The following is a 25,681-nucleotide window of genomic DNA, read 5'->3' as shown; positions in this document are numbered from 1 at the left end:
CGGTCAGCGCCCCACATCAGCGCCCCACATCAGCGCCCCACATCAGCGCCCCACATCAGCGCCCCACATCAGCGCCCCGCGTCACCGCCACTCCGGGCGGCGCAAGGCGTCGATGAAATCCCGTTGCCTGGAGCTTGGCGGCGCCGTGACCAGGCTGACCAGCACCAATGCGACCGCGCCAGCTGGCACGCCGAACAGCCCGGCCGCCGCCGGCTGGATGCCCCACCAGCCGGTCACCGGCCCCGGCAGCCCCACCAAGGCGCGCAAGCCCGGGTGGGCCATGCACAGGTACACCAGGCAGACACCCAACCCGGTCAGCATGCCGGCCAGGGCGCCCGCGCGGTTGGCCCGGCGCCAGAACACGCCCGCCACCAGCGCGGGGAAGAAGGTCGAGCCGGCAATCGAAAACGCTGCCGTCACCACCGCCAGGATGTCGGCCGGCCGGCTCGACGCAATTGCCGCCGCAGCCAGGGCAGCCGCCAGCAACAAGGCCTTGGACAGTGTCACCCGCCGCGTGCGCGAGGCGTCCGGGTTCACCGCCTTGTAGTAGAGGTCGTGCGACAACGCGCTGGAGATGGCCAGCAGCAAGCCGTCTGCCGTGGACAGCGCGGCCGCCAGGCCGCCCGCTGCCACCATGCCCGACACCACAAACGGCAAGCCCCCCAGCTCCGGCACCACCAGCATCACCAGGTCGGGGTGCAAGCGCAGTTCCGCCAGCTGGAGGATGCCGTCGCCGTTCAAATCGACGGCCGACAGCAGCGAGGGGTCCACCCGCTGCCACTGCCGAATCCAGGCGGGCAGTTGGTCAAAGCTGCTGCCCACCAAGCCGTTGAACACCTCCGTCTTCACCATGACCGCCAGCGCCGGCGCCGTGAGGTACAGCAAGCAGATGAACACGAGGGACCACGCCACCGACTCCCGCGCTGTCGCAGCCGTGGGAGTCGTGTAGTAACGCGTCAGCAGATGAGGCAAGGCCGCCGTGCCCACCATCAAGCAAAACACCAGCGCCATGAAGTTGCGCCGACCGTCCTGCTCCGCCGAACCGACCCCGGCGGCATCGGCGCCCGGCACATCCGACGCAAACGGTTGGGTGTGCGGCGCCAGGCCCGACAACGGACGCGCCCATTGGGCCTCCGCCTGCTGCTCGCGCCGCCAGCGCGCTTCGGCCTCGACCTGGGTCCGCGGCAGCGCAGCACGGGCCTTCTCGGCCGCTTGAATCTGGGCCAGCGGCGCGTTCGCGGCCTTGAGCTCCGACACGCGCGCGGCGGCAGCAGCCTGCTCCTGCGCCAGTGCGGTCGGCACATCCGCAAGCCGCCGCGTCGCCGCATCGGCACGCTGCTGATGCAGAGCCCGCACCTGCAACTCGCCCGGGTCCACCGTCAGTTGCGCCTCGCGCTGCGCCAACTGGTGCAGCTGCTGCCCGTACACCAGCTGCGGCACCGGCCAGCCAGTCTGCTTCACGCTCAGCCAGATGACGGGCACCAGGTAGGCCAGGATCATGATCAGGTACTGCGCCACCTGCGTCCACGTGACGGCGCGCATGCCGCCCAGGAACGAGCACACCAGCACGCCGCCCAGGCCCACAAACACGCCCACCTCGAAGCCCAAGCCGGTGAGCCGCGTGGTGATCAAGCCGACGCCGTAAATCTGCGCCACCAGGTAGACGAAGGACACCAGGATGGCTGCACTGGCTCCCACCCAGCGCAAGGTGCGACTCTCGAACCGTTCGGCGAGAAAGTCTGCCAGCGTGTATTGGCCGAACCGCCGCAAGTACGGCGCGATGCACAGGGCCACAAGGCAGAAACCACCCGTCCAACCGAGCACGTAGGCCAGGCCGGCGTAGCCCGTGGCGTACAGCGTGCCGGTCAGGCCAATGAAGCTGGCGGCGCTCATCCAGTCCGCCCCCGCGGCCATGCCGTTGTAGACCGCCGGCACGCGCCGGCCCGCCACGAAGTACTCGGCCGGGTCGGTGGTGCGGCACAGGATGCCAATCACGGCATACACGGCCACGGTCGCGATCAGGAAGCTGTAGCCGATCCAGGCCTTGGGCATGCCGTGCTGCTCGGCCACCCCCAGCCCAACCACCAGGGCCATGAAGCTGAGGATGAAGAGCGCGTAACGACGATGAAGCGAGCGAACCGGCACGAACGGGATCATGACAACAAAAAGCCCGAGTTCCCCTTACGGAGAACCCGGGCCGGCGTTCAGGCGCGAAGGCTTACTTGGCGGCCAGGCGCTGCCAGGTGTCGATGACCGTGTCGGGGTTCAGCGAGATGGACACGATGCCCTCCTCGGCCAGCCATTCGGCGAAGTCGGGGTGGTCGCTGGGGCCCTGACCGCAGATGCCGATGTACTTGCCCGTGGCACGGCAAGCGCGGATGGCCCGCGAGATCATGGCCTTCACGGCCGGGTCGCGCTCGTCGAAGTCGCCGGCCAGCTGCTCCAGGCCGGAGTCCCGGTCCAGGCCCAGCGTGAGCTGCGTCAGGTCGTTGGAGCCGATGGACATGCCGTCGAAATGCTCCAGGAACTGCTCGGCCAGGATGGCGTTGCTGGGCACCTCGCACATCATGATCAGGCGCAGGCCGTCCACGCCCCGCTTCAGGCCCTTCTCGGCCAGCATGTCGACCACGCGAGCCGCCTGCTTCACCGTGCGCACGAAGGGCACCATGATTTCGACGTTGGTCAGGCCCATGTCCTTGCGCACGCGCTTGAGCGCCTCGCATTCCATCGCGAACGCGTCCTGGAACTCGCCGCTGATGTAGCGGCTGGCCCCGCGGAAGCCCAGCATCGGGTTCTCTTCATCCGGCTCGTAGCGGGTGCCGCCGATGAGCTTGCGGTACTCGTTGGACTTGAAGTCCGACAGCCGCACGATGACCGGGCGCGGGAAAAAGGCGGCGGCAATCGTGGCGATGCCTTCGGCCAGCTTGTCCACGTAGAAGGCGCGCGGCGAGGCGTGGCCGCGGGCCACCGACTCCACCGCCTTCTTCAGGTCGGCGTCGATGTTCGGATAGTCCAGGATGGCCTTGGGGTGGACGCCGATGTTGTTGTTGATGATGAATTCCAGGCGGGCCAGCCCCACGCCGCCCGAGGGCATTTGCGCGAAGTTGAAGGCCAGCTGCGGGTTGCCAACGTTCATCATGATCTTGATGGGACAGTACGGCAGCTCGCCGCGGTGCACCTCGCTGACCTCGGTTTCCAGCAGGCCGTCATAGATGTAGCCGGTGTCGCCTTCCGAGCAGGCCACGGTGACGAGCTGGCCGTCCTTGAGCTTGTCCGTCGCGTCGCCACAGCCGACCACGGCCGGGATGCCCAGTTCACGCGCAATGATGGCCGCGTGGCAGGTGCGGCCGCCGCGGTTGGTGACGATGGCGCTGGCGCGCTTCATCACCGGCTCCCAGTTCGGGTCGGTCATGTCGGTGACGAGCACGTCGCCCGGTTGCACGCGCTCCATCTCGGCGACGCTGTCGACCAGGCGCACCGGGCCTGTGCCGATCTTCTGGCCGATGGCGCGGCCCTCGGCCAGCACAGCACTGTGGGCCTTGAGCTTGTAGTGGTGCTCGACCTGACCGGCGGCCTGGCTCTTCACGGTCTCGGGGCGGGCCTGCAGGATGTAGATCTTGCCGTCCACACCATCGCGGCCCCACTCGATGTCCATCGCGCGGCCGTAGTGCTGCTCGATGATCAGCGCGTACTTGGCCAGCTCGGTGACTTCCGTGTCGTTCAGCGAGTAGCGGTTGCGGGCCTCAGGCGCGGTGTCCACGGTCTTCACCAGCTTCTTGGTGGCGGCCTTCTCCTCGGGCGTCGAGAACTCCATGCGAATCAGCTTGGAGCCCAGGTTGCGGCGGATGATGGCCAGCTTGCCGGCCTTGAGTGCCGGCTTGTGGACGTAGAACTCGTCCGGATTCACAGCGCCCTGCACCACTGTTTCGCCCAGGCCGTAGCTGGAGGTGATGAAGACCGCGTCAGGGAAGCCGCTCTCGGTGTCGATGGTGAACATCACACCGGCCGAGCCCAGGTCGCTGCGCACCATGCGCTGCACGCCGGCGGACAGGGCCACGTCGCCGTGGGCGAAGCCCTTGTGCACGCGGTAGCTGATGGCGCGGTCGTTGTAGAGCGAGGCGAACACCTCGCGCATCTTGTGCAGCACCTCGTCGATGCCATGCACGTTCAGGAAGGTTTCCTGCTGGCCGGCGAACGAGGCGTCGGGCAGGTCTTCAGCCGTGGCGGACGAGCGCACGGCGAAGGTGGCGTCCGGGTTGTCGGCCGTGAGCTGCGCGTACGACGCGCGCACACCGGCTTCCAGGTCGGCCGGGAAGGGCTGGTTTTCGATCCAGCCACGGATCTCGGCACCGGCGTCGGCCAGCGCACGCACGTCGTCGGTGTTCAACGTGGACAGGCGCGCCGCAATGCGGGCGTCCAGACCTTCGTGCTTCAGAAACTGTCGGAACGCGAATGCCGTGGTCGCGAAACCACCAGGCACGCGGACGCCGGCATCCGAGAGCTGGGAAATCATCTCGCCAAGGCTGGCGTTCTTACCGCCAACGGCCTCGACGTCGGTCATCCTCAGGTTCTCAAACGGAACGACCAGGGCGGTCGCCTCAAAGCGTGCAGCAGACATGGGAAAACTCCGGGAGGTTGAAAACTCTGGGCTGTGTCCGCTGCACCCCGACACGGCACGTAACCGGCCGTGATCCCACCGCTTGGGCGTTGTTGGAGTCGGGTGGAGGAGGTGCGCATGGCTGGGCAAAGCAATTGCGGCTGATTCTAGAGGGGCGCGCTTCTATGATGGGGACTTCCCCCACCCCCGCGTTCCTGTGACGCGCTTGCCATGACCGACAGAACCGTGTATTTCGTCTCGGACGGCACCGGCATCACCGCCGAAACCTTCGGTAACTCCATCCTGGCCCAGTTCGAGATCAAGCCGCGGCACGTGCGCCGGCCGTTCATCGACAGCGCAGAGAAGGCGCACGCGGTGGTGCAGGAGATCAACGAGGTGGGGCTGCGCGAAGGCCGCCGGCCCATCGTGTTTGCCACGCTGGTGGACCGCGAGGTGCTGAAAGTTGTGCGCGAGCACTGCCAGGGCCGGGTGATGGACATGTTCGGCACCTTCATCGAGCCGCTGGAAGACGAGTTCAGCATCAAGAGCAACCACCGCGTCGGGCGCTTCTCCAACGTGGCGCAAAGCCAGGAGTACCACGACCGGATCGAGGCCATCAATTTCTCGCTGGCGCACGACGACGGGCAGTCGTCCAAAAACCTGGACACGGCCGACGTCATCCTGGTGGGCGTGAGCCGCTGCGGCAAAACGCCGACGTCGCTGTACCTGGCCATGCAGCACGGCATCAAGGCTGCCAACTACCCACTGATCCCCGAAGACTTCGAGCGCCGCAAGTTGCCGGCGCCGCTGTTGCCGCACAAGCGCAAGTGCTTCGGCCTGACCATCGACCCGGAGCGCCTGGCCTCCATCCGCAACGAGCGCCGCCCCGGCAGCAAATACGCCGATGTCTTGAACTGCCGCTACGAAGTGAACGAGGCCGAGGCCATGATGAAGCGCGAGGGCATCTCGTGGCTGTCGTCCACACACAAGAGCATCGAAGAAATCGCCACCACCATCCTGCGCGACATCCGGCCCGACCGGCTCATCTACTGAGATGCCGGCGTCGGCCCTCGCGCTGGTCCTTGCTGCCGCCCTGCTCCACGCCCTCTGGAACCTCGCGGCCAAGCGCTGGGGTGGTGGCCCCCATTTCGTACTGACCTGCGCGTTGGGCGTGGTGCTGGTGTGGCTGCCGGCGGCCCTGTGGGTGGGCGTCCAGGACATGCCGCACTGGACACCCACGGTATGGGTGCTCGTCACCGCCAGCGCCGTGGTGCACCTGCTGTACTTCAATTGCCTGGTGGCCGGCTACCGGGCCAGCGACCTGACCGTGGTGTACCCCGTGGCGCGGGGCAGCGGGCCGCTGCTGTCCGCCTTGGGCGCGGTGCTGTTGCTGGACGAGCGCCTGGGCCTGCACGGCGCGCTGGGTTTGGCCGGCGTGGTGGGCGGCATCCTGCTCATCACGCTGGGCCCGAAGCTGCTCGGGCGCGGCCTGCCGCGCGACGCCGTGGCTGAACGTCGGCGCCGCCACGGCATCTATTGGGGCGCCGCAACGGGCGCCTTGATCTCCGGCTACACCGTGATCGACGGCTATGCGGTGAAAGCGCTGGCGGTGTCGCCCCTGTTGCTCGATTGGTTCGGCAACGTGTTGCGCGCGGTGATGCAACTGCCCATCAGCCTGCGCCAGCGGCACAGCTTTTGGCCCGAGGTTCGCCAGTCATGGCGGGGCATTCTGGCCGTGGCAGTGCTGGGGCCTGCCGCCTACATCCTGGTGCTGCTGGCGGTGCGCGAAGCGCCGCTGTCGCGCGTGGCGCCGGCCCGCGAGGTGTCCATGCTGTTTGCAGCGTTGCTGGGCGGGCAGTTGCTCGGCGAGTCCGAGCGCGGATGGCGGTTGGCCGGTGCAGGCTTGATTGCTCTCGGGGTCATTGCCCTGGCGGTCTGACCACACCGCCACTCACGAATCCCTAACCCAAGGGAAAGTGGACATTCCCCACCCCCTGGCGCGGCCATCACTCCTGTATTGCGTTGCGGCGTTCTAGCGGCGTCCAACGCGTGAACAGGGAGTTCCACATGAAAAGCATTTCCACTTCGCTGCGCCGCGCATCGGCTGCCGCAGCGCTCGGTCTGGCCGCGGCGGCAGCCCATGCCACGCCCGTCGTCTGGCAACTCGACAACGTGAAGTTCACCGACGGCGCCAGCGCCACCGGCAGCTTCACCTTCGATGCCGACACGCTGTCGTACTCCGCCTGGAGCATCCAGACGACCAACGGCATGTTTGCCGGCCAAACCTACGACACCAGCACGTCAAGTACCTACAGCGCGCTGAATTCGGCGCACCACTTCTTCATCAACCTGCTGAACAACAGCCGCTACCTGACCTTTGATCTGGTCGGCGACCTCACCAACGCCGGTGGCGCAGTGGCGATTCGCACGCCGGCCGGCAACAGCGCCCGCGACGGCAGCTTCGAGTGCCTCAACTGCGCGCCCTAGCGCATGATCGCTTCTGGCTCCATGGTGGCCCAGGCCGTGCCGGAGCCGGGTTCGCTGGCGCTGGTGGGCGGCTCGCTGGGCCTGCTGGGCTGGGTCGGCCGTCGCAACCGCAGCCGCAGCTGACCGCCGGCGCCTGGCCTGCGGCTCACACGCCGCAGACTGCGTGTTCGTACACCGCCCGGTAGCGGGTGGCCGCCGTGTCCCAGCCCCAGCGCTGGCGCATGGCGGTTTGCCGAACCTGCGCCCACTCGGCCGGCCGGCTCCACAAGGCCAGCGACCGCCGCAGCGCACGCCGCGCGGCATGGGCCTCAAACTCACGGAACGCAAACCCGGTGGCGGTGCCCGCCGCGAGGTCTTCCAGCGTGCAGTCCACGACCGTGTCGGCCAACCCGCCCACGCTGTGCACCAGCGGCAAGGCCCCGTAGCTGAGACCATAGAGCTGCGTCAGGCCGCAGGGCTCGAAGCGGCTGGGCACCAGCACCACATCGCTGGCTGCGTAGATGCGGTGGGCCAGCGCTTCATCCATGCCGGTGCGCCGGGCCACCTGGCCCGGGTGCTGCGCAGCCGCCGCCGCGAATTCCGCCTCCAGCCGCGCGTCGCCACTGCCCAACACCACCAGTTGCCCGCCCGCGGCCAGCAGGTCCGGCAGGATCTGCAGCACCAGCGGCAGCCCCTTTTGCTCCGTGAGGCGGCTGACCACGCCATACAACGGCGCCTGGGAATTCGCCGCCAACCCGCACTCTCGCTGCAAGGCCGCCTTGCACACTGCCTTGCCCTGGGGCGCATCGGCGCTGTAGGGCTGCGCCAAGCTCGCATCGGCCTCGGGGCACCACAGCGCGTAGTCCACGCCGTTCAAGATGCCGTGCAGCACATCGGCCCGGCGGCGCAACAGGCCGTCCAGCCCACAGCCTTGTTCGGGGGTCTGGATCTCGACCGCGTAGGTGGGGCTGACAGTGGTGAGGGCATCGGCAAAGTGCAGCCCGGCCTTCATGAACCCGACCTGCCCGTAGAACTCCAGGCCCTCCATGGCGAAGTGCGCGGCGGGCAGGCCCAGTTCCGCGAAGTGCGTCGCCGGGAACAACCCCTGGTAGGCCAGGTTGTGGACGGTGAACACCGTGCGGCACGCGGTGCGCTTGCGGGCACGGCTGGCGGACACGTGGGCACAGGCCAGCCCAGCGTGCCAGTCATGCGCATGCACCACGGCAGGCTGCCAGGTCGCGTCCACGCCCTCCGCCAGCCGCGCGGCCGCGAGGCCCAGCAATGCAAAACGCCGGTGGTTGTCGGCGTAGGCCACGCCGGCTGTGTCGGCATACGGATTGCCCGGGCGGTCGAACAAGCCCGGCGCGTCCAGCAGGTATGCCGGTGCGTCCAGGCCCGGCAAGGTGCCGCGCAGCAGCGCCGCCCGCCCCTCACTCCACGGCAAGGCCACGGGAGCCACGGCCTGGGCCGGCTGGAAGGCGTCTCGCAGCGCCGGGAAGCCCGGCACCAGCACCCGCACTTCCACGCCCACGCGCGCCAACGCCGCGGGCAAGGCCCCGGCCACATCGGCCAACCCGCCGGTCTTGAGCCACGGGAACAACTCGGCGCTGACCTGCAGCACGCGCATCACACGCTCCCCATCCAATCCGCGCCAGGCACCGCAGCTTCGGCGCCGATCACAGGCGGGCCAGCATGGGTTTGGTGATGAGCACCACCCCGTTCTCGGTGCGCTCGAAGCGGGCGGCATCCAGTGCCGCGTCTTCCCCCACCACGAGGCCGTCCGGAATCTCGCAGCCACGGTCCACGATGACCTTGGTCAACCGGCAATGGCGGCCCACTTCCACGCCGGGCAGCAACACGCATTGGTGGATGTTGCAGAACGAGCGGATGCGCACGTTGTTGAAGAGCACCGACTGCACCACGTGCGAGCCCGACACGATGCACCCCGCACTGACGATGGTGTTCACCGTCATGCCGTGCATGCCGTTGTGGTCGGGGATGAACTTGGCCGGCGGCAGTTGGCGTTGGTAGGTCCAGATCGGCCAGTCGGTGTCGTAGATGTCGAGCTCGGGGCTGATGGACGCCAGGTCCAGGTTGGCCGCCCAGAACGCGTCGAGCGTGCCCACATCGCGCCAGTACGGCGCCGCGCCATTGGGGTTGTGGATGCAGCTCATCGCGAACGGGTGGGCCACCGCCCGACCCTCGGCCACGGTCTTGGGGATCACGTCTTTGCCGAAGTCGTGGCTGGAGTTGGGGTCGGCGAGGTCTTCGTCGAGCAAACGGTAGAGGTAGTCGGCGTTGAAGATGTAGATGCCCATGCTGGCCAGGCAGGCATCGGTGCGGCCGGGCATGCAGGGCGGGTCGGCGGGCTTTTCCTGGAAGGCGGTGATGTGGCGCGCATCGTCCACCGCCATCACGCCAAAGGCGCTGGCCTCGGCTTTGGGCACCTCAATGCAGCCCACCGTGCACCCGGCGCCGCTGGCGACGTGGTCCACCAGCATGCTGGAGTAGTCCATCTTGTAGATGTGGTCGCCTGCCAGCACCACGATGTACTCCGCCCCGGTGCTTTGGATGATGTCGAGGTTTTGATAGACCGCATCGGCCGTGCCGCGGTACCAGTGCTCCTCGTTCACCCGTTGCTGGGCGGGCATCAGGTCCACGGTTTCATTCAGCTCGGCGCGCAAAAAGCTCCAGCCGCGCTGGATGTGGCGCAGGAGTGAATGGCTTTTGTACTGCGTCACCACGCCGATGCGACGGATGCCGCTGTTCACGCAGTTGGACAGCGCGAAGTCGACGATGCGGAACTTGCCGCCAAAGTACACGGCCGGCTTGGCGCGCGCGTCGGTGAGTTGCTTGAGGCGGGAGCCCCGCCCCCCCGCCAGCACCAGGGCGATGGCGCGGCGCGCAAGTTGATGGGGCGAAGCGACGGTGGCCATGCGGGGTCTCCAACGAAATCTCGATGCAGTGTGCGCCCCAAGTTTGCAGCCCCGCAGCGGGCTTGCCCTCACTCAACGGGCCCGCTGCCTTCGCTCAGCGTGATTTCCGCCCACACACGTTCGAAGGCGCTGCGGCTGGGTGTCTCGACAAACACGCAGCGTTTGTGGTGCCGCTTGCAGTGGTCCTTCACGCGCCAATACGCATCGTGGCTGATGCAGCCGGTCTGGCATATCACCAGATCCGCCGCAGCCAGTTGCGGCTCCAGTTGCGCCGGCTTGTGTTCTTCGCCGCCGTCGTGGTGCAAGAAGGCCACGCCCCGCCCTTCCACCGCCTGCCGGTAGTGGGGCACGCTGCCGCTGCGCCCGCCCACGCAAAGCACCACGCGAGGCCGGGGCGCCAGCGGCTGGGCGGCGTTGCTGCCCGCCAGATGCCGTGGCCCACACGACACGACCTGCGGGGGTGTCGCTGGCGCAGATCGCGCGACGGGGGCGTCGTCTGCCGGGCGAGGGCGTGAGGCGCACCGGGCCGACGCGGCAGAAGGCGGTATCCGTTCCGTGGCGCGCGTCGACGCTGCGGCCACCGCAGCCCCCACGGCCGGCAGTGCCTCCCGCCGCAGGGCCAGTTCGGTGCGCAGGCGCAGCACCTCGCCGCGCAGCTGGATGCGCTCGCGCTCCCACTGCTGCTGCTCGGCCGCACGGGCTTGCGTCCAGGCCGTCATGCGCTGCTGCACTTCGGCGTAGGCGCGCAGCAGTGTCTGGTGCTCGCCGGCGAGGTCAAGATAGCGGCGGGCCGACTGGCGCTGTGCGGCCCCCACCTGGTGTTGAAGCATGTGCACCTGGGCCAGCACCCGCAACTCCAGCGGCTCGTCACACCGCGGGTGCGTGAGCGTGGCCCACAAGGCGCCGGCGAGGTCACAGCCCTCGGCTTGCGAGGCCCACCACACGGCCAAGGCGTCAGTGGTCTTGGCGGAGGCGGCCTGCCGGACGAGCAGTGCGTGCTGCTGCTCCAAGTCCTTGTGGACCGCCTCGGACACCGCGTTGCGGCGCCCGGCCATCGAGACAAGCGTGCAATGCAGGCTGTAGTCATCGGCCGCGGGGGGCGTCAGGTGGCGGCGGGCCAGGGCGCGACCCCGTTCCAGGGGCAGACACACGCCGATCACCGGGCAATGGGTGTGGGTTCCGAGATCCCACAAGCGCCGCCGCCGCGACCCGGGCGTGGGCGTTGCGGGCGGCGCGTTGGAGCAACAAGCTTGGGCCATGCAGACTCTCCTGAACACAGGGAGCGCTGGCGGGCGGTGGCTGGCTGGCGCGAGGGGGATGATGGGGCGGCAGAAGCCGCTGAGGGCGGCTACTTCGTCAGGATCAGCTTGCCCAGTGACGTGACCCGCAGCCGGTACAGCTGCTCGCCATGACGGATCCACACCTCACCACGTGGCCCGAGCACCGAAGCGCTGTCGAGCACGCGAGGCGCCTTCACGCCGCCGGGCTGAGGCAACGGGAGGCGCGCGGGTTCGGCCATGGGGTGGGCGTCGTCAATCATGCCGACACTTTAATGAGAACGATTCTCATTTGCAAGCAATCCGCCGCCGCGTGGGCGGGATGGCGGCTCAAGCCTGCTGGCGGTGGCTTTCGTACAAGCAGATGGCCGCTGCTGCGGCGACGTTGAGCGACTCCTCGCCACCCGGCTGGGGAATGCCCACCGTCAAGGCGCAGCGCGACATCAACTCTGCCGACACGCCCTGCCCTTCATGCCCCATCACCCACGCGCAAGGTCGGGGCAAGGCCACCCGGTGCACCTGATGCTCGGTGTGCGAACTGGTGGCCACCAGCGGGGTCTGGAGCGATTGCAGATCGGCCACGGCCAGGCCTTCAATCAACCGCAGCCCGAAATGCGCGCCCTGCCCTGCCCGCAGCACTTTGGGCGACCACAAGCCGGCAGTGCCTTTCAAGGCCAGCACCTGGCGCACCCCGAAGGCTGCGGCGCTGCGGAGGATGGCGCCGACGTTGCCGGCGTCCTGCAGTCGGTCCAGCACCACGCTGGCCGCGGTCACGTCCAGCGCGGGCATTTCGGGCAGCAGCAGCTCAGCGCCGATCTGGGCCGGCGACTCGAGGCCGCTGATGCCCTTGAACAAGGCCGCGGGCACCACCAACGCACGTTCGGCGGCAGCCACCAGCGCGGCCAACGCGGGGTCTTGCATCGCGGCCTCGGTGGCCACCACCAGGTCCAGGCGCCAACCGCGCTGGCGCGCGGCGCGCAACAGGTGGTCGCCCTCCACCCACACCCGGCCCAGCTTGCGGTAGGCGCCGGGGTCGGCCGCCAGCTTGCGCAGGCGCACCAGGGCGGGGTTGTCTTTGGAGGTGACGGGCTGCACCGGCGCGTTCATCGCACGCTCTCCCGCACCGGGCCGAAGCTGCGCCGGTGCCACGGGCTGGGGCCATGGGCGCGCAGGGCAGCCAGGTGCTCCGGCGTGCCGTAACCCTTGTGCGTGGCGAATCCGTACTCTGGATGGGTCTGGTGCATGTGCTCGCAGAAAAGATCTCGGGCCACCTTGGCCAGGATGCTGGCCGCCGAGATGGCCTGCACCTTGGCGTCGCCTTTGACGATGGCTTCCGCCGGCATGGGCAGCACGGGCAAGCGGTTGCCGTCCACCTGCACGAACGCTGGCTTCAGGCGCAGGCCTTGTACCGCGCGCTGCATGGCCAGCATCGTGGCTTGCAGGATGTTGATCTGGTCGATTTCTTCGGTGCTGGCCTGCGCAATGCAAAAGCACAGCGCCTTGGCACGGATCTCGTCGTACAGCCGTGCCCGGCGCGCAGCGGTCAGGGCCTTGGAATCGGCCAAGCCGGCAATGGGCTGCAGGTCGTCCAGGATCACGGCGGCCGCGAACACCGGGCCGGCCAAGGGGCCGCGGCCGGCCTCGTCCACGCCGGCCACAAGGCCGGGCGGCGTCCAGTCGAGCGAGCCCTGTTCAGGCGCCGATGAGCGTCGCGATCGCATCGCTGGCGCGCCGTGCGGTGTCTTGCCGCAGCAGCTGGTGGAGGTCAACAAAGCGGGCGTGCAGGCCCGCCTGCCGCGGCGCATCGGCCAGCAGCGCTTCGGCTTCACGCGCCAGGTTCTCGGGCGTGCAGGCATGCTGCAGCAGTTCAGGCACCAGGAACTCGCGCGCCAGGATGTTGGGCAGACCCACCCAGGGCAGCAGGCCCTTGTCCTTCATGCGCCACCAGTTCAGCCAGTTCATCCGGTAGGCAATCACCATGGGTCGCTTGAAAAGCGCCGCTTCCAGCGTGGCTGTGCCGCTGGCCACCAAGGTCAGGTCGCAAGCGGCCAGGGCGGCGTGGGACTGGCCGTCGATGAGTTGGATGTCTGCCCCGTTCAGCAAGGGCTCGATCCAGCCGCGCAGCCCCGGCACCACCGGCATGATGAAGCGCCGACCCGGCTTCGCCATGCGCTTGGCTGCACCGATCAGCGCGGGCGCGATGTAGCGGATCTCGCTCTTGCGGCTGCCAGGCAGCAACGCGATGACGGTGTCGCCCTCGGCCAGATTCAAGCTGGCACGCGCGGCCGCACGCGGCACGTCCATCGGGATCGCATCCGCGAGCGGATGGCCCACATACGTCGCGCCAATGCCCGCCTGGTGCAGGATCTCCGGCTCGAACGGGAACAGGCACAGCACGTGATCGGCCGCCGCCTTGATCTTCTGCACGCGCTCGGGGCGCCACGCCCAGATGGACGGGCAGACGAAATGAACCGTCTTGATGCCCGCCTCGCGCAGGCGCGTTTCCAGGCCGAAGTTGAAGTCCGGCGCATCCACGCCGATGAACACTTCGGGCTTGTTGGCGATGAGGCGGTTGCCCAGTTGCTTGCGGATGGCCAGCAACTCGCGGATGTTCAGCAGCGCATCCACGTAGCCGAAGATGGACAACTTGCTGTGAGGCCACCAGGTCTCAAAGCCTTGCGCGATCATCTTGGGGCCACCAATGCCCTGCGACTGCAAGCCCGGCCAGCGGGCCCGCAGCCCTTGCAGCAGCAAGCCGGCCAGCAAATCACCGCTGGCCTCGCCAGCCACCATGCCGAGGCGCGGAGCGTGTTGCATGGGGTCAGCGAACAATGCCGCGGGTGGAGGCCGCGAGGAATCGCAGCATGGTGTCGATGTCGCCATCGGCGGCACCGGCGTCGGTGCCGCGCAGCGCTTCGATGGCCGCCTTGGCCTCGTCCAGCGTGTGGCCGCTGCGATAGATCAGCTTGTGCATCTGGCGGATCACGCCGATGCGCTCGGCACTGAAATCACGGCGCTTGAGCCCCACCACATTCACCGCACGCGCGGTCAGCGGGTTGCCGTCCACCGTCATGAAGGGCGGCACGTCCTGCGCCACGTGGGCCTGGAAGCCGATCATGGCGTGGTCGCCGATACGCATGCGTTGCAGGATGCCGGTCAGCCCACCGATGGTGACGTGGTCGCCCACCTGCACATGGCCCGCCAGCGTCGCCCCGTTGGCCAGCACGCATTCATTGCCCAGCACCACATCGTGGGCCAGGTGGCAGTAGGCCATGATCCAGTTGTCGTGCCCCACCGTGGTTTCGCCGCGGTCTTGCACGGTGCCGATGTTCAGCGTGCAGAACTCGCGCACGGTGTTGCGATCGCCGATCACCAGCGTGGTCGGCTCGCCGGCGTACTTCTTGTCCTGGTTGGCCGCGCCAATCGAGCTGAACTGGAAGAAGGTGTTGTCGCGCCCGATGGTGGTGTGGCCTTCGATCACGCAATGCGGGCCGACCTTGGTGCCCGCACCGATCTTCACGTGCGGCCCAATCAGCGTGTACGCGCCGACCTCGACCGAACTGTCCAGCTCCGCCGCTGGGTCGACGATGGCAGTGGGGTGGATGGCCATCGCGTCGGTCCTCAGGCCTCGATGCGGCGCATGGTGCACATCAGTTCGGCTTCGGCCGCCACCTGATCGCCCACCAAAGCCTTGGCCGAGAACTTGTAGATGCCGGCCTTGGCGCGGCCCAGCGTCACTTCCAGCACCAGTTGGTCGCCCGGCTCAACCGGGCGCTTGAATCGTGCGCCGTCGATGCCGGCGAAGTACACCACCGAGTGCTCGTCCAGCACCATGTCCATGCTGCGCAGGGCCAGTAACGTGGCGGCCTGGGCCATGGCTTCCAGGATCAGCACGCCAGGCATGACGGGACGGTGCGGGAAGTGCCCGAGGAAGAACGGCTCATTGATCGAGACGTTTTTGATGGCACGGATGCGCTCACCCTTGACCAGCTCCACCACACGATCCACCAACAGGATGGGATAGCGGTGCGGCAGGCGCTTCAGGATTTCGTGGATGTCCATCGTGATCGTCTCGGTCGTCATTTCTTCTCCAGCGCGCGCACACGCTCTCTCAGGGTATGCAACTGGCGCAGCGTGGCGGCGTTCTTCTGCCAGCTGGCGTTGTCTTCAAAGGGATGCGGGCCGCTGTACACGCCCGGCTCATGGATGCTGCGGGTGACGGTGGTGGCGGCCGAAATGTGCACGCCGTCCACCAAGGTCAGGTGCCCGATGATGTTGGCGGCACCGCCGATCGTGCAGTTCGCACCGATGCGTGTGGAGCCCGCCACGGCGGCACATCCGGCCATCGCCGTGTTCTTGCCAATGTGCACGTTGTGCGCGATCTGGATCAGGTTGTCCAGCTTCACGCCGTCTTCGATGACCGTGTCGGCCAACGCGCCGCGGTCGATGCAGGTGTTGGCGCCAATCTCGACGTCGTCACCGATGCGCACATTGCCCAACTGCTCGATCTTCACGTAGCCCTGCTTGCTTGGCGCGAGGCCAAACCCGTCCGCCCCGATGACCGCACCGCTGTGCACCAGGCCTCGCGCGCCGATACGGCAGCCGTAGCCCAGCACCACGCGCGGGGCGAGGCGCGTGTCCGCGCCCACCTCGGCATCCCGCTCCACCACGCAGTGCGCGCCGATGCGGGCGCGGTCGCCAATCACGGCGCCAGCTTCGATCACCGCCAATGGCCCGATGGACACCTCGGCCCCCAAACGCGCCTCAGGCGACACCACGGCCGACGGGTGCACGCCCGCATGAACCGCAGGACGGGTGCGCGCCGCCCACCACTGGGTGAGCTTGGCGAAATACAGATAGGGGTCGGGCGTGACGATGGCCGCGCCGCGAGCCGCCGCGGCTTCCGCCTGGGCGGGCCCGACGATGACGCAAGCCGCGGCAGTCTTCGCCAGTTGAGACTGGTATCGCGAATTGGCCAGGAAACTGATGCTGGCCGCATCCGCCTCGTCCAACGGCGCAATGCGGGAGATGGCGATGTCCGACCCACCAAGCAAATCGCCGCCCAAGGCGGCGATCAGTTCAGCGAGCGCGACGGTCGTCGAGCCCATGGCGCGCGCGGCTTACTTCTGCGCGTTCAGCGCATCAATCACCTTCTTGGTGATGTCCACGCGGGCGCTGAAGTGGATGGCGTCTTGCAGGATCAAGTCGTACTTTTCAGCATCGAAGATCTGCTTGATGACACGGTTGGCCTTTTCGACCACGGCCGACAGTTCCTCGTTCTTGCGCTGGGTCAGGTCTTCCTGCCATTCGCGGCGCTTGCGCTGCAGGTCACGCTCCTGCTCCACCACATCACGCTGGCGGCGGTTGCGTTCGTTTTCCGACAGCGTCGGCGCATCCTTTTCCAGCTTCTCGGCGGCGCCGCGCAGCTTGGTTTCCAGGTCGCGCAGTTCCTTCTCACGCTTGCCGAATTCGGCTTCCAGCTTGGCTTGCGCCGTCTTGGCCAGGTTGGCTTCGCGGAGCACGCGCTCGCTGTTCACGTAGCCAATCTTGAGTTCCTGGGCTTGCACAGCCGCAGTGGCCACCACCATCGACGCGGCCAGAGCCACCGATTGCAAGAGCTTGCTCATCATCAGAATGCAGTCCCGATCTGGAATTGGAATTTTTCGATTCTATCCGTGCGCTGCTTGCGGATAGGTTTGCCATAGCTCAGGCGCAGCGGGCCCATGGGCGAGATCCAAGACAGGCCCAAGCCGGCCGACACACGGATGGTGTCGAAGCTCACCTTTTCTTTGGCGTCGCTGCCCCACACGTTGCCGGCGTCCATGAAGCCGAAGATGCGGAAGCTCTTGTCGTTGCCGCTGCCCGGCACCGGCAGGTAGAGCTCGGCATTGGTGTTGAAGCGGCGGTTGCCGCCGCTGTACGAGCCCGTGACGTCCACCGGTCCCAGCGAGCCGGCCTCGAACACCCGCACCGATCCGAGACCGCCGCCGTAGAAGTTCTTGAAGATCGGGTACGGCTTGCCGCCCAGCCCCACACCCCAACCGAGCTCGCTGTTCACGCCCAAGGTGATCTTGTTGGTGATTTCGAAGTACTGCTGGTACTGCAGGTTCACGCGGGCGTATTGCGCATCGCCCACCGCACTGGCTTCGACGTTGACACGTTGGTAGCGGCCCTTCATCGGCGAAATCACGCTGTCGCGGCTGTCGCGCTGCCAACCGATGGTGAGCGGCACCGAGTTGCTGCGTTGGCCGAACTGATTGGCAAACAGGAAGTAGCTGTTCGGCAGGCCCTTGGAGGTGGTGATGTTGGTCTGCTCGTAGCCCAGACCGAAGAACACCGTGTCCACCTCCGAGAACGGCACGCCGAAGCGAATGGCACCGCCTTTGGTGACGTACTGGTACTCCTCGCCCAGCGTGTTGATCGGGCGCGTGGTGCGATAGAACACGTCCACTGCGCGCGATACGCCGTCCACCGTGAAATACGGATCGACCGTGCTCACTTGCAACTGACGGCCCGTGCGGGCCGTGGCCAAGTCGATGCCGAGGTAGTTGCCCGAACCGAACACGTTCTCCTGACGGATGGACCCGTTGAAGGACAGCTTGGTCTGACTCGAGTAACCCGCGCCCACCGTGATGGCACCCGTGGGACGTTCCACCACCGTCAAGATCACATCAACCTGGTCTTGCGCCCCCGGCACCTCTTGGGTGTCGATGGTGACTTCCTTGTCCTTGAAGTAGCCCAATCGCTCGACGCGGTCACGCGAAGCCTTGATCTTCTGGCCGTCGTACCACGCCGCTTCGAACTGGCGGAATTCGCGGCGAATGACTTCGTCACGGGTGCGCGAGTTGCCCGACAGGATCACCTTGCGCACGTACACACGGCGCTGCGGCTCAGCCACGAACGTGACCACCACCTGACCGGTTTCCCGGTTGATTTCCGGGCGGCTGTCCACGCGAGCAAAGGCGTAGCCGTAAGTCCCGAACAGGTCACTGAACGCACGCGTCGTCGTGGCTACGGCTTCGCCCTGGTAGGCCTCACCGGGCTTGAGGTAGACGAGGTGCTTGAAGTCTTCCTCGCGGCCCAGGTAATCGCCTTCCAGCTTGATGCCGGTGACGGTGTAGGGCTGGCCTTCGCTGACCGTGACGGCAATGCTGATGCTTTGTTTGTCCGGCGAGATGGTGACCTGGGTGGAGGTCACGTTGAACTCGAGGTAGCCGCGGTTCAGGTAGTAGCTGCGGATGGTTTCCAGGTCGGCATTGAGCTTGGCGCGCGAATACCGGTCGGTCTTGGTGTACCAGGTCAACCAACCGCTCGTGGTCTGCTCCAGCAGCCCGAGCAGCGTGCTTTCGGAAAACACCTTGGTGCCCAGAATGCGGATCTCCGCAATCTTCGCGGGCTCGCCTTCGCTCACGTTGAAGCTGACGTTGACGCGATTGCGCTCGATCGGCGTGATCGTCGTCGTCACCTCGGCGCCGTAGAGGCTGCGGGTGAGGTATTGGCGCTTGAGTTCCTGCTCGGCGCGATCGGCCAAGGCCTTGTCGAACGGCTTGCCTTCACCAATGCCCACGTCCTTCAAGGATTTGGTCAGGGCTTCGGTGTCGAACTCCTTCAGGCCGACGAAATTGACGTTGGCAATGATCGGGCGCTCATCGATCACCACCACGACGGCATTGCCCTCGATGCTGATGCGCACGTCCTTGAACAAGCCGGTCGCGAAGAGGGCACGCAGAGCGGCCGCGCCCTTTTCGTCGTTGTAGGTGTCGCCGATGCGGAAGGGCAACGAGGCGAACACGGTGCCGGGGTCGGTGCGCTGCAGGCCCTCCACCCGGATGTCTTTCAGCGTGAAGGGATCCACCGCCCAGGCCGCTCCCGACTGGAAGATCCCCGCGAGAGCCAAAGCCAGGAGTGAGGGGCGACGTGGCGCTCCCGAACTGAATGAAAAGGACATGGGAACCGGGGAGTGTCAGTGCCAGCCCGCGAAACGGGCGACGTCGTTGGAAAGGGCCAAGGCCATCATCAGCAGCAGGATCAAGGCGCCTGCACGCTGCAGTTGCTGTTGCCACCACTCGGAGACGGGACGTCCCGTCAGGCCCTCAAAAAGATGATACATGAGGTGCCCTCCGTCCAGCATCGGCAACGGCAGCAGGTTCAGTACGGCCAAGCTCATGGAGATCTTGGCCAGAAAGTCGAGGTACGGCGCCAACCCGGCCTGAGCCGATTGCCCTGCGTAGTCGGCAATGGTCAGCGGCCCACTGAGGTTCTTCACCGACGCCTCACCCACCAGCATGCGGCCCAGCAAGCGCACCGTGGTGGTGGCCATGTCCCAGCTTTGCTCGACGCCACGCCACAGGCTCTCGCCCAAGCCATAGCTCACGAACACGCGCTCCGGCGGCGTGCCCACACCAATCTCCAACCGGGCCACGCGGTGCCCCGCTTCGTTGACCAACCGCGGCAGCGCACTCAACTCCAACGCTTGGCCGGCACGCTCGATGCGCAGTGTCAGGGTGCGTGGCTGCTCGCCGTCATGGGCACGCCGGATGGCGTCGCGCAAGAACCCGGCGTCGGGAACGACTTGCCCATCAATCAGCAAGACGCGATCGCCGGCCTGCAGCCCAGCCGCGGCACCTGCGCCCCCGGCAGCCACCTGACGGACCAGGGGCTGCGCCCAGGGAGACAACCCCACGTCCTGCGCCATCCGCGCATCCGGCACGCGGCCTGCGAACTGGTCGGTGGCCAAGCGAACGCTGCGCGCGCCGTGCCCTTGAGCATCCGTGACCGACAGGTGAACCGCCTCGCCCAGGCTCTGTGCTCGCACGACCGCGGCCAACAGGTCCGGCAGCGAGGCGATGTCTTGCCACTGCTGGCCGTCGTCGGACACAGCCCGCACCCAATCGCCCGCATGCAAGCCAGCCCGGTCCGCCAACGACCCCGCCGGCGGCGTGCCGAGCAAGGCCTTGGGCGCTTCGGTGCCCAGCATCGACACGAGCGCGAACAACACGATCGCCAAAATCCAATTCGCCGCCGGGCCAGCCGCCACGATGGCCGCCCGCTGCCGCAGCGGCCGTTGGTTGAAAGCTTGCCCGCGCTCCTGCGGCGGCACCGGCCCGTCTCGCTCGTCGAGCATCCGCACATACCCGCCCAGCGGCAGCGCGCTCAACGTGAACTCGGTCCCGTCTCGCCCCACCCGACGCCACAGCACCCGTCCAAAGCCGATGGAGAAGCGCAGCACGCGCACGCCGCAAGCCCGCGCCACGCGGTAGTGGCCCCATTCATGCACGGCAATCAGCAGCGCCAGGGCTGCGAGGAAGGCGATCAGCGTGGTCACGACAGTCGGCGGGCCAGTTCCAGCGCGTGGACTCGGGTCCGAGCATCCAGCGCCAACAGGCCCTCGATGCTCGAGCAATCGCCCGGCTGAACGTCTTCCAGGCACTGCGCGTTGACCGCGTGGATGCGATCAAACCGCAGGCGTCGGTTCAGGAACTCCTCCACGGCCACTTCATTGGCTGCGTTCAGCACCGTGGTGCTGCCCTCCGCTGCCCGCAGGGCCTGCCAAGAGAGATGAAGGCCCGGAAAGCGAACCGCATCCGCTTCCTCGAAGCTGAGGCTCGGCGTGGTCAGCAGGTCCAGCCGGCTCGCGCCCGAAGTGATGCGCTCGGGGAAGGACAAGCCATAGGCAATCGGCACCCGCATGTCGGGCGTACCCAATTGGGCCAGCACCGACTGGTCACGGCAAACCACCATCGAGTGGATGATGCTTTGCGGGTGAATCAACACCCGGATTTGCTCGGGCGCGAGGTTGAACAGCCAGCGGGCTTCAATGACCTCCAGCGCCTTGTTCATCATCGTCGCCGAGTCGACGGAAATCTTGCGGCCCATGACCCAGTTCGGATGGGCGCACGCCTGCTCCGGGGTCACGTCCGCCAGCGTCTGGGGGTCGCGACTGCGGAAGGGCCCGCCGGAGGCCGTCAACACGATGTGGTCGATGCGCTCCGCCCAGACCCGGCGATCCTCCGGCAGGCACTGGAAGATGGCGGAGTGTTCGCTGTCGATGGGCAACAGCGTGGCGCCACCCTCCTCCACCGCACGCATGAACAAGGCGCCCCCGACGACGATGGCCTCCTTGTTGGCGAGCAGCAGTCGCTTGCCAGCGCGCGCCGCAGCGATTGCGGGCGCCAAGCCCGCAGCGCCGACGATGGCCGCCATCACCGTGTCCACATCGGGGTGCGCGGCCACGGCGGCCAGCGCATCGGCCCCATCCAGCACCTCGGTCGGACTTCCCGCCTCACGCAGACGTGCACGCAACTCGGCCGCCGCGGTCTGAACGGGCATGACCGCGTAACGCGGCGTCCACTTCAGGCACTGGCCAAGCAGTTCATCCACCCGGCTCATGGCGCTGAGGGCGACCACTTCGTACCGCTCGGGGTGGCGCTCGATGACGTCCAGCGTATTGACGCCGATGGAGCCCGTGGAGCCGAGCACGCAAACGCGTTGACGATTCATGGTGAAGTCAGACACTGATCAGGGCCAGGGCCAGCGGAAAGACCGGCAGCAGGGCATCGATGCGATCCAGCACGCCCCCGTGGCCGGGCAACAAGCCGCTGCTGTCCTTGGCGCCCACGGCGCGCTTGACCAAGCTTTCGAACAGGTCGCCCACCACACTCATGGCGCCCAGGAAAACAATCGCCAGCAAGGACACGACGCCGTGCCGCTGGACGAGCAGCGTGAAAAGGCTGGGCGAATCCACCGCCAGCCGCACGTCGATCACGTGCACCCAGGTGAATCCCAACAGCAGCACGCCCACCAGGCCGCCCCACACCCCTTCCCAGCTCTTGCCAGGACTGATCGCGGGCGCCAGCTTGCGCTTGCCGAACGCACGGCCGCAGAAATAGGCTGCGATGTCAGCCATCCAAACGAGGCAGAACACCGACAGCAGGAAGTTGATGCCGTGCACCTTGGCCTGCACGATCGCCAGCCACGCGCCCCACAGCAGCAGCGCACCGAGCGCCAAACGTGCCTCACGCGCAATACGCGGCCATCCCGCGGGGCCGGCGCGCAGCGCGTACGCGCCACCCAACACCCAGGTCAAGCTGGCCAGCGACCACACCCACGGCGGCGGCGCGTGCAGCTCGCCCACCAGCAGCGTCCAAACGCACACCAGCGCCAGCGCCACGCCAGCCGCAACAGCCCCCGAGCCGGGCAAGCCATTGAGCCGGGCCCACTCCCAGCCCGCCGCGCCCATCAACACCACCGTGACCCACGCAAAGGGCCACGGCGAGGTCTGGAACAAGACCGGCAACAAAAGAGCCAACAACACGATGGCGGTGATGACGCGAGTCTTGAGCATGGCTGCGAGGGGAAAAGCGGTCAGGCCGCGACTGGGGCGTCCTTGACGCCCCCAAACCGGCGGTCGCGCTCATGGAACGCAGCAATGGCGGCGTCCAGTTCCCGCTCGCCGAACTCGGGCCAGAGGCAGTCCGAGAACACGAATTCCGTGTATGCCACCTGCCAGAGCAGGAAGTTGCTGATGCGCACCTCACCGCCGGTGCGGATGAACAGATCCGGGTCCGGCGCGTAGCTCATGGCCATGAACTCCGACAGCTTGGCTTCGCTCATGTCCTCGGGCTTCACGCCAGCAGCCAGGGCCTTCTTGCAGGCCTGCACGATGTCCCAGCGACCGCCGTAGTTGAACGCCACGTTGAGCGTCAGCTTGGTGTTGTGGGCGGTGGTCGATTCCGCCTCGTTCCACGCATTTCGCAGTTTGTCGGACACCGCGTCCCGGTCGCCCACGATGCGGATGCGCACGCCCATGGCCCCCATCTTGGCCAGGTAGCGGCTGACGGCGGCGAGCACAAGGCCCATCAAGCCAGAGACTTCGTCGCTCGGGCGCTTCCAGTTTTCGCTGGAGAACGCGAACACGGTCAGGTGCTCGATGTCGCGGTCGATGCAGGCCTGAACGACCTTGACGAGCGCGTCCACACCCGCCTTGTGGCCGAAGAAGCGCGGCAAAAAGCGCTTCTTCGCCCAGCGACCATTGCCATCCATCACGATGGCCACATGGCGCGGTGGCGCCAATGCAGAGGAACTCACAGCGAGTTCCGAACTCAAACCGCCATGATCTCGGCTTCCTTGGCCGAGATGATTTTGTCGATCTCAGCGATCACGCGGTCGGTCAGCTTCTGCACGTCGTCCAGGCTGCGACGCTCGTCGTCCTCGCCGATTTCCTTGTCCTTGAGCAGCTTCTTGGCTTGCTCGTTCGCGTCGCGGCGCAGGTTGCGCACGGCCACCTTGGCGTCTTCGCCGGCATTGCGCACCACCTTGGTCAGGTCGCGGCGGCGCTCTTCCGTCAGCGGCGGCATCGGCACGCGAATCAGATCACCTTGGGCGGCCGGGTTCAGGCCCAGATCGCTTTCGCGAATCGCCTTCTCGATCTTGGGGCCCATGCCCTTTTCCCAGGGCTGCACGGAGATCGTGCGCGCGTCCAGCAGGGTCACGTTGGCGACCTGGCTGATGGGCACCGCCGAGCCGTAGTACTCGACGCTCACCTGGTCCAGGATGCCGGGGTGAGCGCGCCCCGTGCGGATCTTCTGCAACTCGCCTTTCAGCGACTCCACCGACTTGGCCATCTTGGCCTCGGCGTTCTTCTTGATGTCAGCAGTGCTCATGTCGATCGTCTCTCGTAGATTCGCTGTCAAACGTGGACCAGGGTGCCCTCGTCCTCGCCCTGCACCACGCGCTTGAGCGCGCCGGGCTTGAAGATGCTGAACACCTTGATCGGCAGCTTCTGGTCGCGGCACAGCGCGAACGCAGCGCCGTCCATCACCTGCAGGTTGCGGCTGATGGCCTCGTCGAACGTGATGGCCGCGTAGCGCTTGGCCTGCGGGTCCTTCTTGGGGTCGGCGGTGTAGACGCCGTCGACCTTGGTGGCCTTGAGCACGACCTCGGCACCGATTTCAGCGCCGCGCAGCGCAGCCGCCGTGTCGGTGGTGAAGAACGGGTTGCCCGTGCCCGCTGCGAACACCACCACCTTGCCCTCTTCGAGGTACTGCAAGGCCTTGGGGCGCACATAGGGCTCCACCACCTGTTCGATCGCGATGGCGGACATGACGCGAGCCGTCATGCCCTCTTGGCGCATGGTGTCCGCCAGGGCCAGGGAGTTCATCACCGTGGCCAGCATGCCCATGTAGTCGGCGGTGGCGCGGTCCATGCCGACCGAGCCGCCGGCGACGCCGCGGAAGATGTTGCCGCCGCCGATGACCACGGCCACCTCCACGCCCATCTGCGTCACTTCACGCACTTCTTGCACCATGCGAACGATGGTCGCGCGGTTGATGCCGTAGGCGTCGTCGCCCATCAGGGCTTCACCAGAAAGTTTGAGCAGGATGCGCTTGTACGCGGGCATGGTGTCCTCAGTAAATCGGGCCGCTGGTGGCCCAGAAGTTTAAAGGGCGCCAACTTGGCGCCCTTTCATTCCGCAAGAGTCTTTACTGACCCTTTGCAGCCGCCACTTGGGCAGCCACTTCGGCCGCGAAGTCGTCGACCTTCTTCTCGATGCCTTCGCCCACGACGTACAGGGTGAAGCCCTTCACGGTCGTGTTGACCGACTTCAGGTAAGCACCGACGGTTTGCTTGCCGTCAGCGGCCTTCACGAAGACCTGGTCCAGCAGCGAGACTTCCTTCAGGAACTTCTGCACCGAGCCTTCCACCATCTTGGCGACGATGTCGGCGGGCTTGCCGGATTCGGCAGCCTTTTCGGTGGCGATCTTGCGTTCCTTCTCGACCAGCTCGGCCGACACGTCGGCAGCCGACAGCGCAGCGGGCTTCATGGCGGCGATGTGCATGGCCACGTCCTTGGCCGCGACGTCGTCACCGTCGAACTCGACGACCACGCCGATGCGGGTGCCGTGCAGGTAGCTGGCCAGCTTGGTGCCGGTGTAGCGCTGGAAGCGGCGGATCGTCATGTTCTCGCCGATCTTGCCCACCAGACCCTTGCGGACGTCTTCCACCGTCGGGCCGAAGCCTTCTTGCGACAGCGACAGGGCCGACAGGGCCGCCACGTCAGCCGGGTTGTGCTCAGCCACCAGGGCGGCCAGCGCGTTCACGAAGGCCAGGAAGGCGTCGTTCTTCGAGACGAAGTCGGTCTCGCAGTTCACTTCGATCAGGGCACCGTTGCCGTTCACAACCGCGGTCGACACCACGCCTTCAGCGGTCACACGCGAAGCGGCCTTGCCGGCCTTGTTGCCCAGCTTGACGCGCAGGATCTCTTCCGCGCGGGCCAGATCGCCGTCGGCTTCCGTCAGCGCCTTCTTGCACTCCATCATCGGGGCGTCGGTGCGGGCACGCAGTTCGCCCACCATGCTTGCAGTGATTGCAGCCATTTCTCTCTCCAGATTTCGGTTGGCCAAATT

25 protein-coding genes are annotated in these 25,681 nt (G+C 66.8%); 4 read left to right on the top strand and 21 right to left on the bottom strand.

Going from position 1 to position 25,681, the window contains the following annotated elements; translation table 11 throughout:
- Nucleotides 1-81: 81 nt before the first annotated feature.
- Together ACG01O_RS04945 and ppsA are read right to left on the bottom strand one after the other, a co-directional pair.
- Nucleotides 82-2,157, bottom strand: a complete 2,076-nt coding sequence (locus ACG01O_RS04945) for a sodium:solute symporter family protein (RefSeq protein ID WP_394381920.1) — start codon at nucleotides 2,155-2,157, stop codon at nucleotides 82-84.
- A 61-nt stretch (nucleotides 2,158-2,218) separates the two neighbouring features.
- Nucleotides 2,219-4,618: a phosphoenolpyruvate synthase gene (gene ppsA / locus ACG01O_RS04940; RefSeq protein WP_394381918.1), complete on the bottom strand. Its 2,400-nt coding sequence runs from the start codon at nucleotides 4,616-4,618 to the stop codon at nucleotides 2,219-2,221.
- 210 nt (nucleotides 4,619-4,828) lie between these two features.
- On the opposite strand from ppsA, the gene ppsR reads away from it, so the two are divergent.
- From ppsR to ACG01O_RS04920, 4 genes are all read left to right on the top strand, one after another.
- Nucleotides 4,829-5,650 (top strand): posphoenolpyruvate synthetase regulatory kinase/phosphorylase PpsR, encoded by an 822-nt coding sequence (ppsR, locus tag ACG01O_RS04935; protein WP_394381916.1) that lies wholly within the window; start codon nucleotides 4,829-4,831, stop codon nucleotides 5,648-5,650.
- 1 nt (nucleotide 5,651) lies between these two features.
- A complete protein-coding gene (locus ACG01O_RS04930) occupies nucleotides 5,652-6,536 on the top strand; it encodes an EamA family transporter (RefSeq protein WP_394381914.1) in 885 nt (294 codons plus the stop codon).
- Nucleotides 6,537-6,664: 128 nt separating this feature from the next.
- Nucleotides 6,665-7,084, top strand: a complete 420-nt coding sequence (locus ACG01O_RS04925) for a hypothetical protein (protein ID WP_394381912.1) — start codon at nucleotides 6,665-6,667, stop codon at nucleotides 7,082-7,084.
- Nucleotides 7,085-7,087: 3 nt separating this feature from the next.
- Nucleotides 7,088-7,207, top strand: a complete 120-nt coding sequence (locus ACG01O_RS04920) for a PEP-CTERM sorting domain-containing protein (protein ID WP_394381910.1) — start codon at nucleotides 7,088-7,090, stop codon at nucleotides 7,205-7,207.
- 22 nt (nucleotides 7,208-7,229) lie between these two features.
- Here ACG01O_RS04920 and glgA read toward each other — a convergent pair whose 3' ends face one another.
- The 19 genes from glgA to tsf form a co-directional block, all read right to left on the bottom strand.
- Nucleotides 7,230-8,690, bottom strand: coding sequence for a glycogen synthase GlgA (gene glgA, locus ACG01O_RS04915; protein ID WP_394381909.1), 1,461 nt, complete (start codon nucleotides 8,688-8,690; stop codon nucleotides 7,230-7,232).
- A 49-nt stretch (nucleotides 8,691-8,739) separates the two neighbouring features.
- Nucleotides 8,740-9,999 (bottom strand): glucose-1-phosphate adenylyltransferase, encoded by a 1,260-nt coding sequence (gene glgC, locus ACG01O_RS04910; RefSeq protein WP_394381907.1) that lies wholly within the window; start codon nucleotides 9,997-9,999, stop codon nucleotides 8,740-8,742.
- A gap of 68 nt (nucleotides 10,000-10,067) precedes the next feature.
- A complete protein-coding gene (locus ACG01O_RS04905) occupies nucleotides 10,068-11,150 on the bottom strand; it encodes a DUF2325 domain-containing protein (RefSeq protein WP_394381906.1) in 1,083 nt (360 codons plus the stop codon).
- A gap of 197 nt (nucleotides 11,151-11,347) precedes the next feature.
- Entirely contained in the window at nucleotides 11,348-11,539 is a 192-nt protein-coding gene (hemP, locus tag ACG01O_RS04900; RefSeq protein WP_394381904.1) for a hemin uptake protein HemP, read from the bottom strand.
- Nucleotides 11,540-11,606: 67 nt separating this feature from the next.
- On the bottom strand, nucleotides 11,607-12,383 hold the full coding sequence (locus ACG01O_RS04895; protein ID WP_394381903.1) for a TrmH family RNA methyltransferase: 777 nt from the start codon (nucleotides 12,381-12,383) through the stop codon (nucleotides 11,607-11,609).
- Nucleotides 12,380-12,997, bottom strand: coding sequence for a ribonuclease HII (gene rnhB, locus ACG01O_RS04890; protein WP_394381901.1), 618 nt, complete (start codon nucleotides 12,995-12,997; stop codon nucleotides 12,380-12,382). The genes ACG01O_RS04895 and rnhB overlap by 4 nt, the downstream gene beginning before the upstream one ends.
- Nucleotides 12,969-14,093 (bottom strand): lipid-A-disaccharide synthase, encoded by a 1,125-nt coding sequence (lpxB, locus tag ACG01O_RS04885; protein WP_394381900.1) that lies wholly within the window; start codon nucleotides 14,091-14,093, stop codon nucleotides 12,969-12,971. Before lpxB ends, rnhB begins: the two co-directional genes overlap by 29 nt.
- A gap of 4 nt (nucleotides 14,094-14,097) precedes the next feature.
- Nucleotides 14,098-14,886 carry an acyl-ACP--UDP-N-acetylglucosamine O-acyltransferase gene (lpxA, locus tag ACG01O_RS04880; RefSeq protein ID WP_394381898.1) on the bottom strand — a complete coding sequence of 263 codons (789 nt, stop codon included), beginning with the start codon at nucleotides 14,884-14,886 and terminating at the stop codon, nucleotides 14,098-14,100.
- 11 nt (nucleotides 14,887-14,897) lie between these two features.
- Nucleotides 14,898-15,359 carry a 3-hydroxyacyl-ACP dehydratase FabZ gene (gene fabZ / locus ACG01O_RS04875; protein WP_394381896.1) on the bottom strand — a complete coding sequence of 154 codons (462 nt, stop codon included), beginning with the start codon at nucleotides 15,357-15,359 and terminating at the stop codon, nucleotides 14,898-14,900.
- Entirely contained in the window at nucleotides 15,356-16,384 is a 1,029-nt protein-coding gene (lpxD, locus tag ACG01O_RS04870) for a UDP-3-O-(3-hydroxymyristoyl)glucosamine N-acyltransferase (protein WP_394381894.1), read from the bottom strand. Before lpxD ends, fabZ begins: the two co-directional genes overlap by 4 nt.
- Nucleotides 16,385-16,396: 12 nt before the next feature.
- The gene (locus ACG01O_RS04865; protein ID WP_394381892.1) at nucleotides 16,397-16,906 is read right to left on the bottom strand and encodes an OmpH/Skp family outer membrane protein; all 510 of its coding nucleotides are present in this window, start codon (nucleotides 16,904-16,906) and stop codon (nucleotides 16,397-16,399) included.
- On the bottom strand, nucleotides 16,906-19,224 hold the full coding sequence (gene bamA / locus ACG01O_RS04860) for an outer membrane protein assembly factor BamA (protein WP_394381890.1): 2,319 nt from the start codon (nucleotides 19,222-19,224) through the stop codon (nucleotides 16,906-16,908). Before bamA ends, ACG01O_RS04865 begins: the two co-directional genes overlap by 1 nt.
- Nucleotides 19,225-19,239: 15 nt before the next feature.
- Nucleotides 19,240-20,601 (bottom strand): RIP metalloprotease RseP, encoded by a 1,362-nt coding sequence (rseP, locus tag ACG01O_RS04855; protein ID WP_394381888.1) that lies wholly within the window; start codon nucleotides 20,599-20,601, stop codon nucleotides 19,240-19,242.
- Nucleotides 20,598-21,776 (bottom strand): 1-deoxy-D-xylulose-5-phosphate reductoisomerase, encoded by a 1,179-nt coding sequence (gene ispC, locus ACG01O_RS04850; protein ID WP_394381886.1) that lies wholly within the window; start codon nucleotides 21,774-21,776, stop codon nucleotides 20,598-20,600. Before ispC ends, rseP begins: the two co-directional genes overlap by 4 nt.
- Before the next feature lie 7 nt (nucleotides 21,777-21,783).
- The gene (locus tag ACG01O_RS04845) at nucleotides 21,784-22,620 is read right to left on the bottom strand and encodes a phosphatidate cytidylyltransferase (protein WP_394381884.1); all 837 of its coding nucleotides are present in this window, start codon (nucleotides 22,618-22,620) and stop codon (nucleotides 21,784-21,786) included.
- A gap of 20 nt (nucleotides 22,621-22,640) precedes the next feature.
- The gene (uppS, locus tag ACG01O_RS04840) at nucleotides 22,641-23,363 is read right to left on the bottom strand and encodes a polyprenyl diphosphate synthase (protein ID WP_394381882.1); all 723 of its coding nucleotides are present in this window, start codon (nucleotides 23,361-23,363) and stop codon (nucleotides 22,641-22,643) included.
- A gap of 14 nt (nucleotides 23,364-23,377) precedes the next feature.
- Nucleotides 23,378-23,938: a ribosome recycling factor gene (frr, locus tag ACG01O_RS04835; protein ID WP_394381880.1), complete on the bottom strand. Its 561-nt coding sequence runs from the start codon at nucleotides 23,936-23,938 to the stop codon at nucleotides 23,378-23,380.
- A 26-nt stretch (nucleotides 23,939-23,964) separates the two neighbouring features.
- Complete coding sequence (pyrH, locus tag ACG01O_RS04830; protein ID WP_394381879.1) at nucleotides 23,965-24,675, bottom strand: UMP kinase; 711 nt, start codon at nucleotides 24,673-24,675, stop codon at nucleotides 23,965-23,967.
- A gap of 82 nt (nucleotides 24,676-24,757) precedes the next feature.
- Complete coding sequence (tsf, locus tag ACG01O_RS04825; RefSeq protein ID WP_394381877.1) at nucleotides 24,758-25,651, bottom strand: translation elongation factor Ts; 894 nt, start codon at nucleotides 25,649-25,651, stop codon at nucleotides 24,758-24,760.
- Between the last annotated feature and the right edge of the window lie 30 nt (nucleotides 25,652-25,681).

The organism is Pelomonas baiyunensis (assembly GCF_043555935.1).
Lineage (GTDB): Bacteria > Pseudomonadota > Gammaproteobacteria > Burkholderiales > Burkholderiaceae_C > Pelomonas > Pelomonas baiyunensis.
This window is presented reverse-complemented; position numbering and strand designations above follow the sequence as displayed.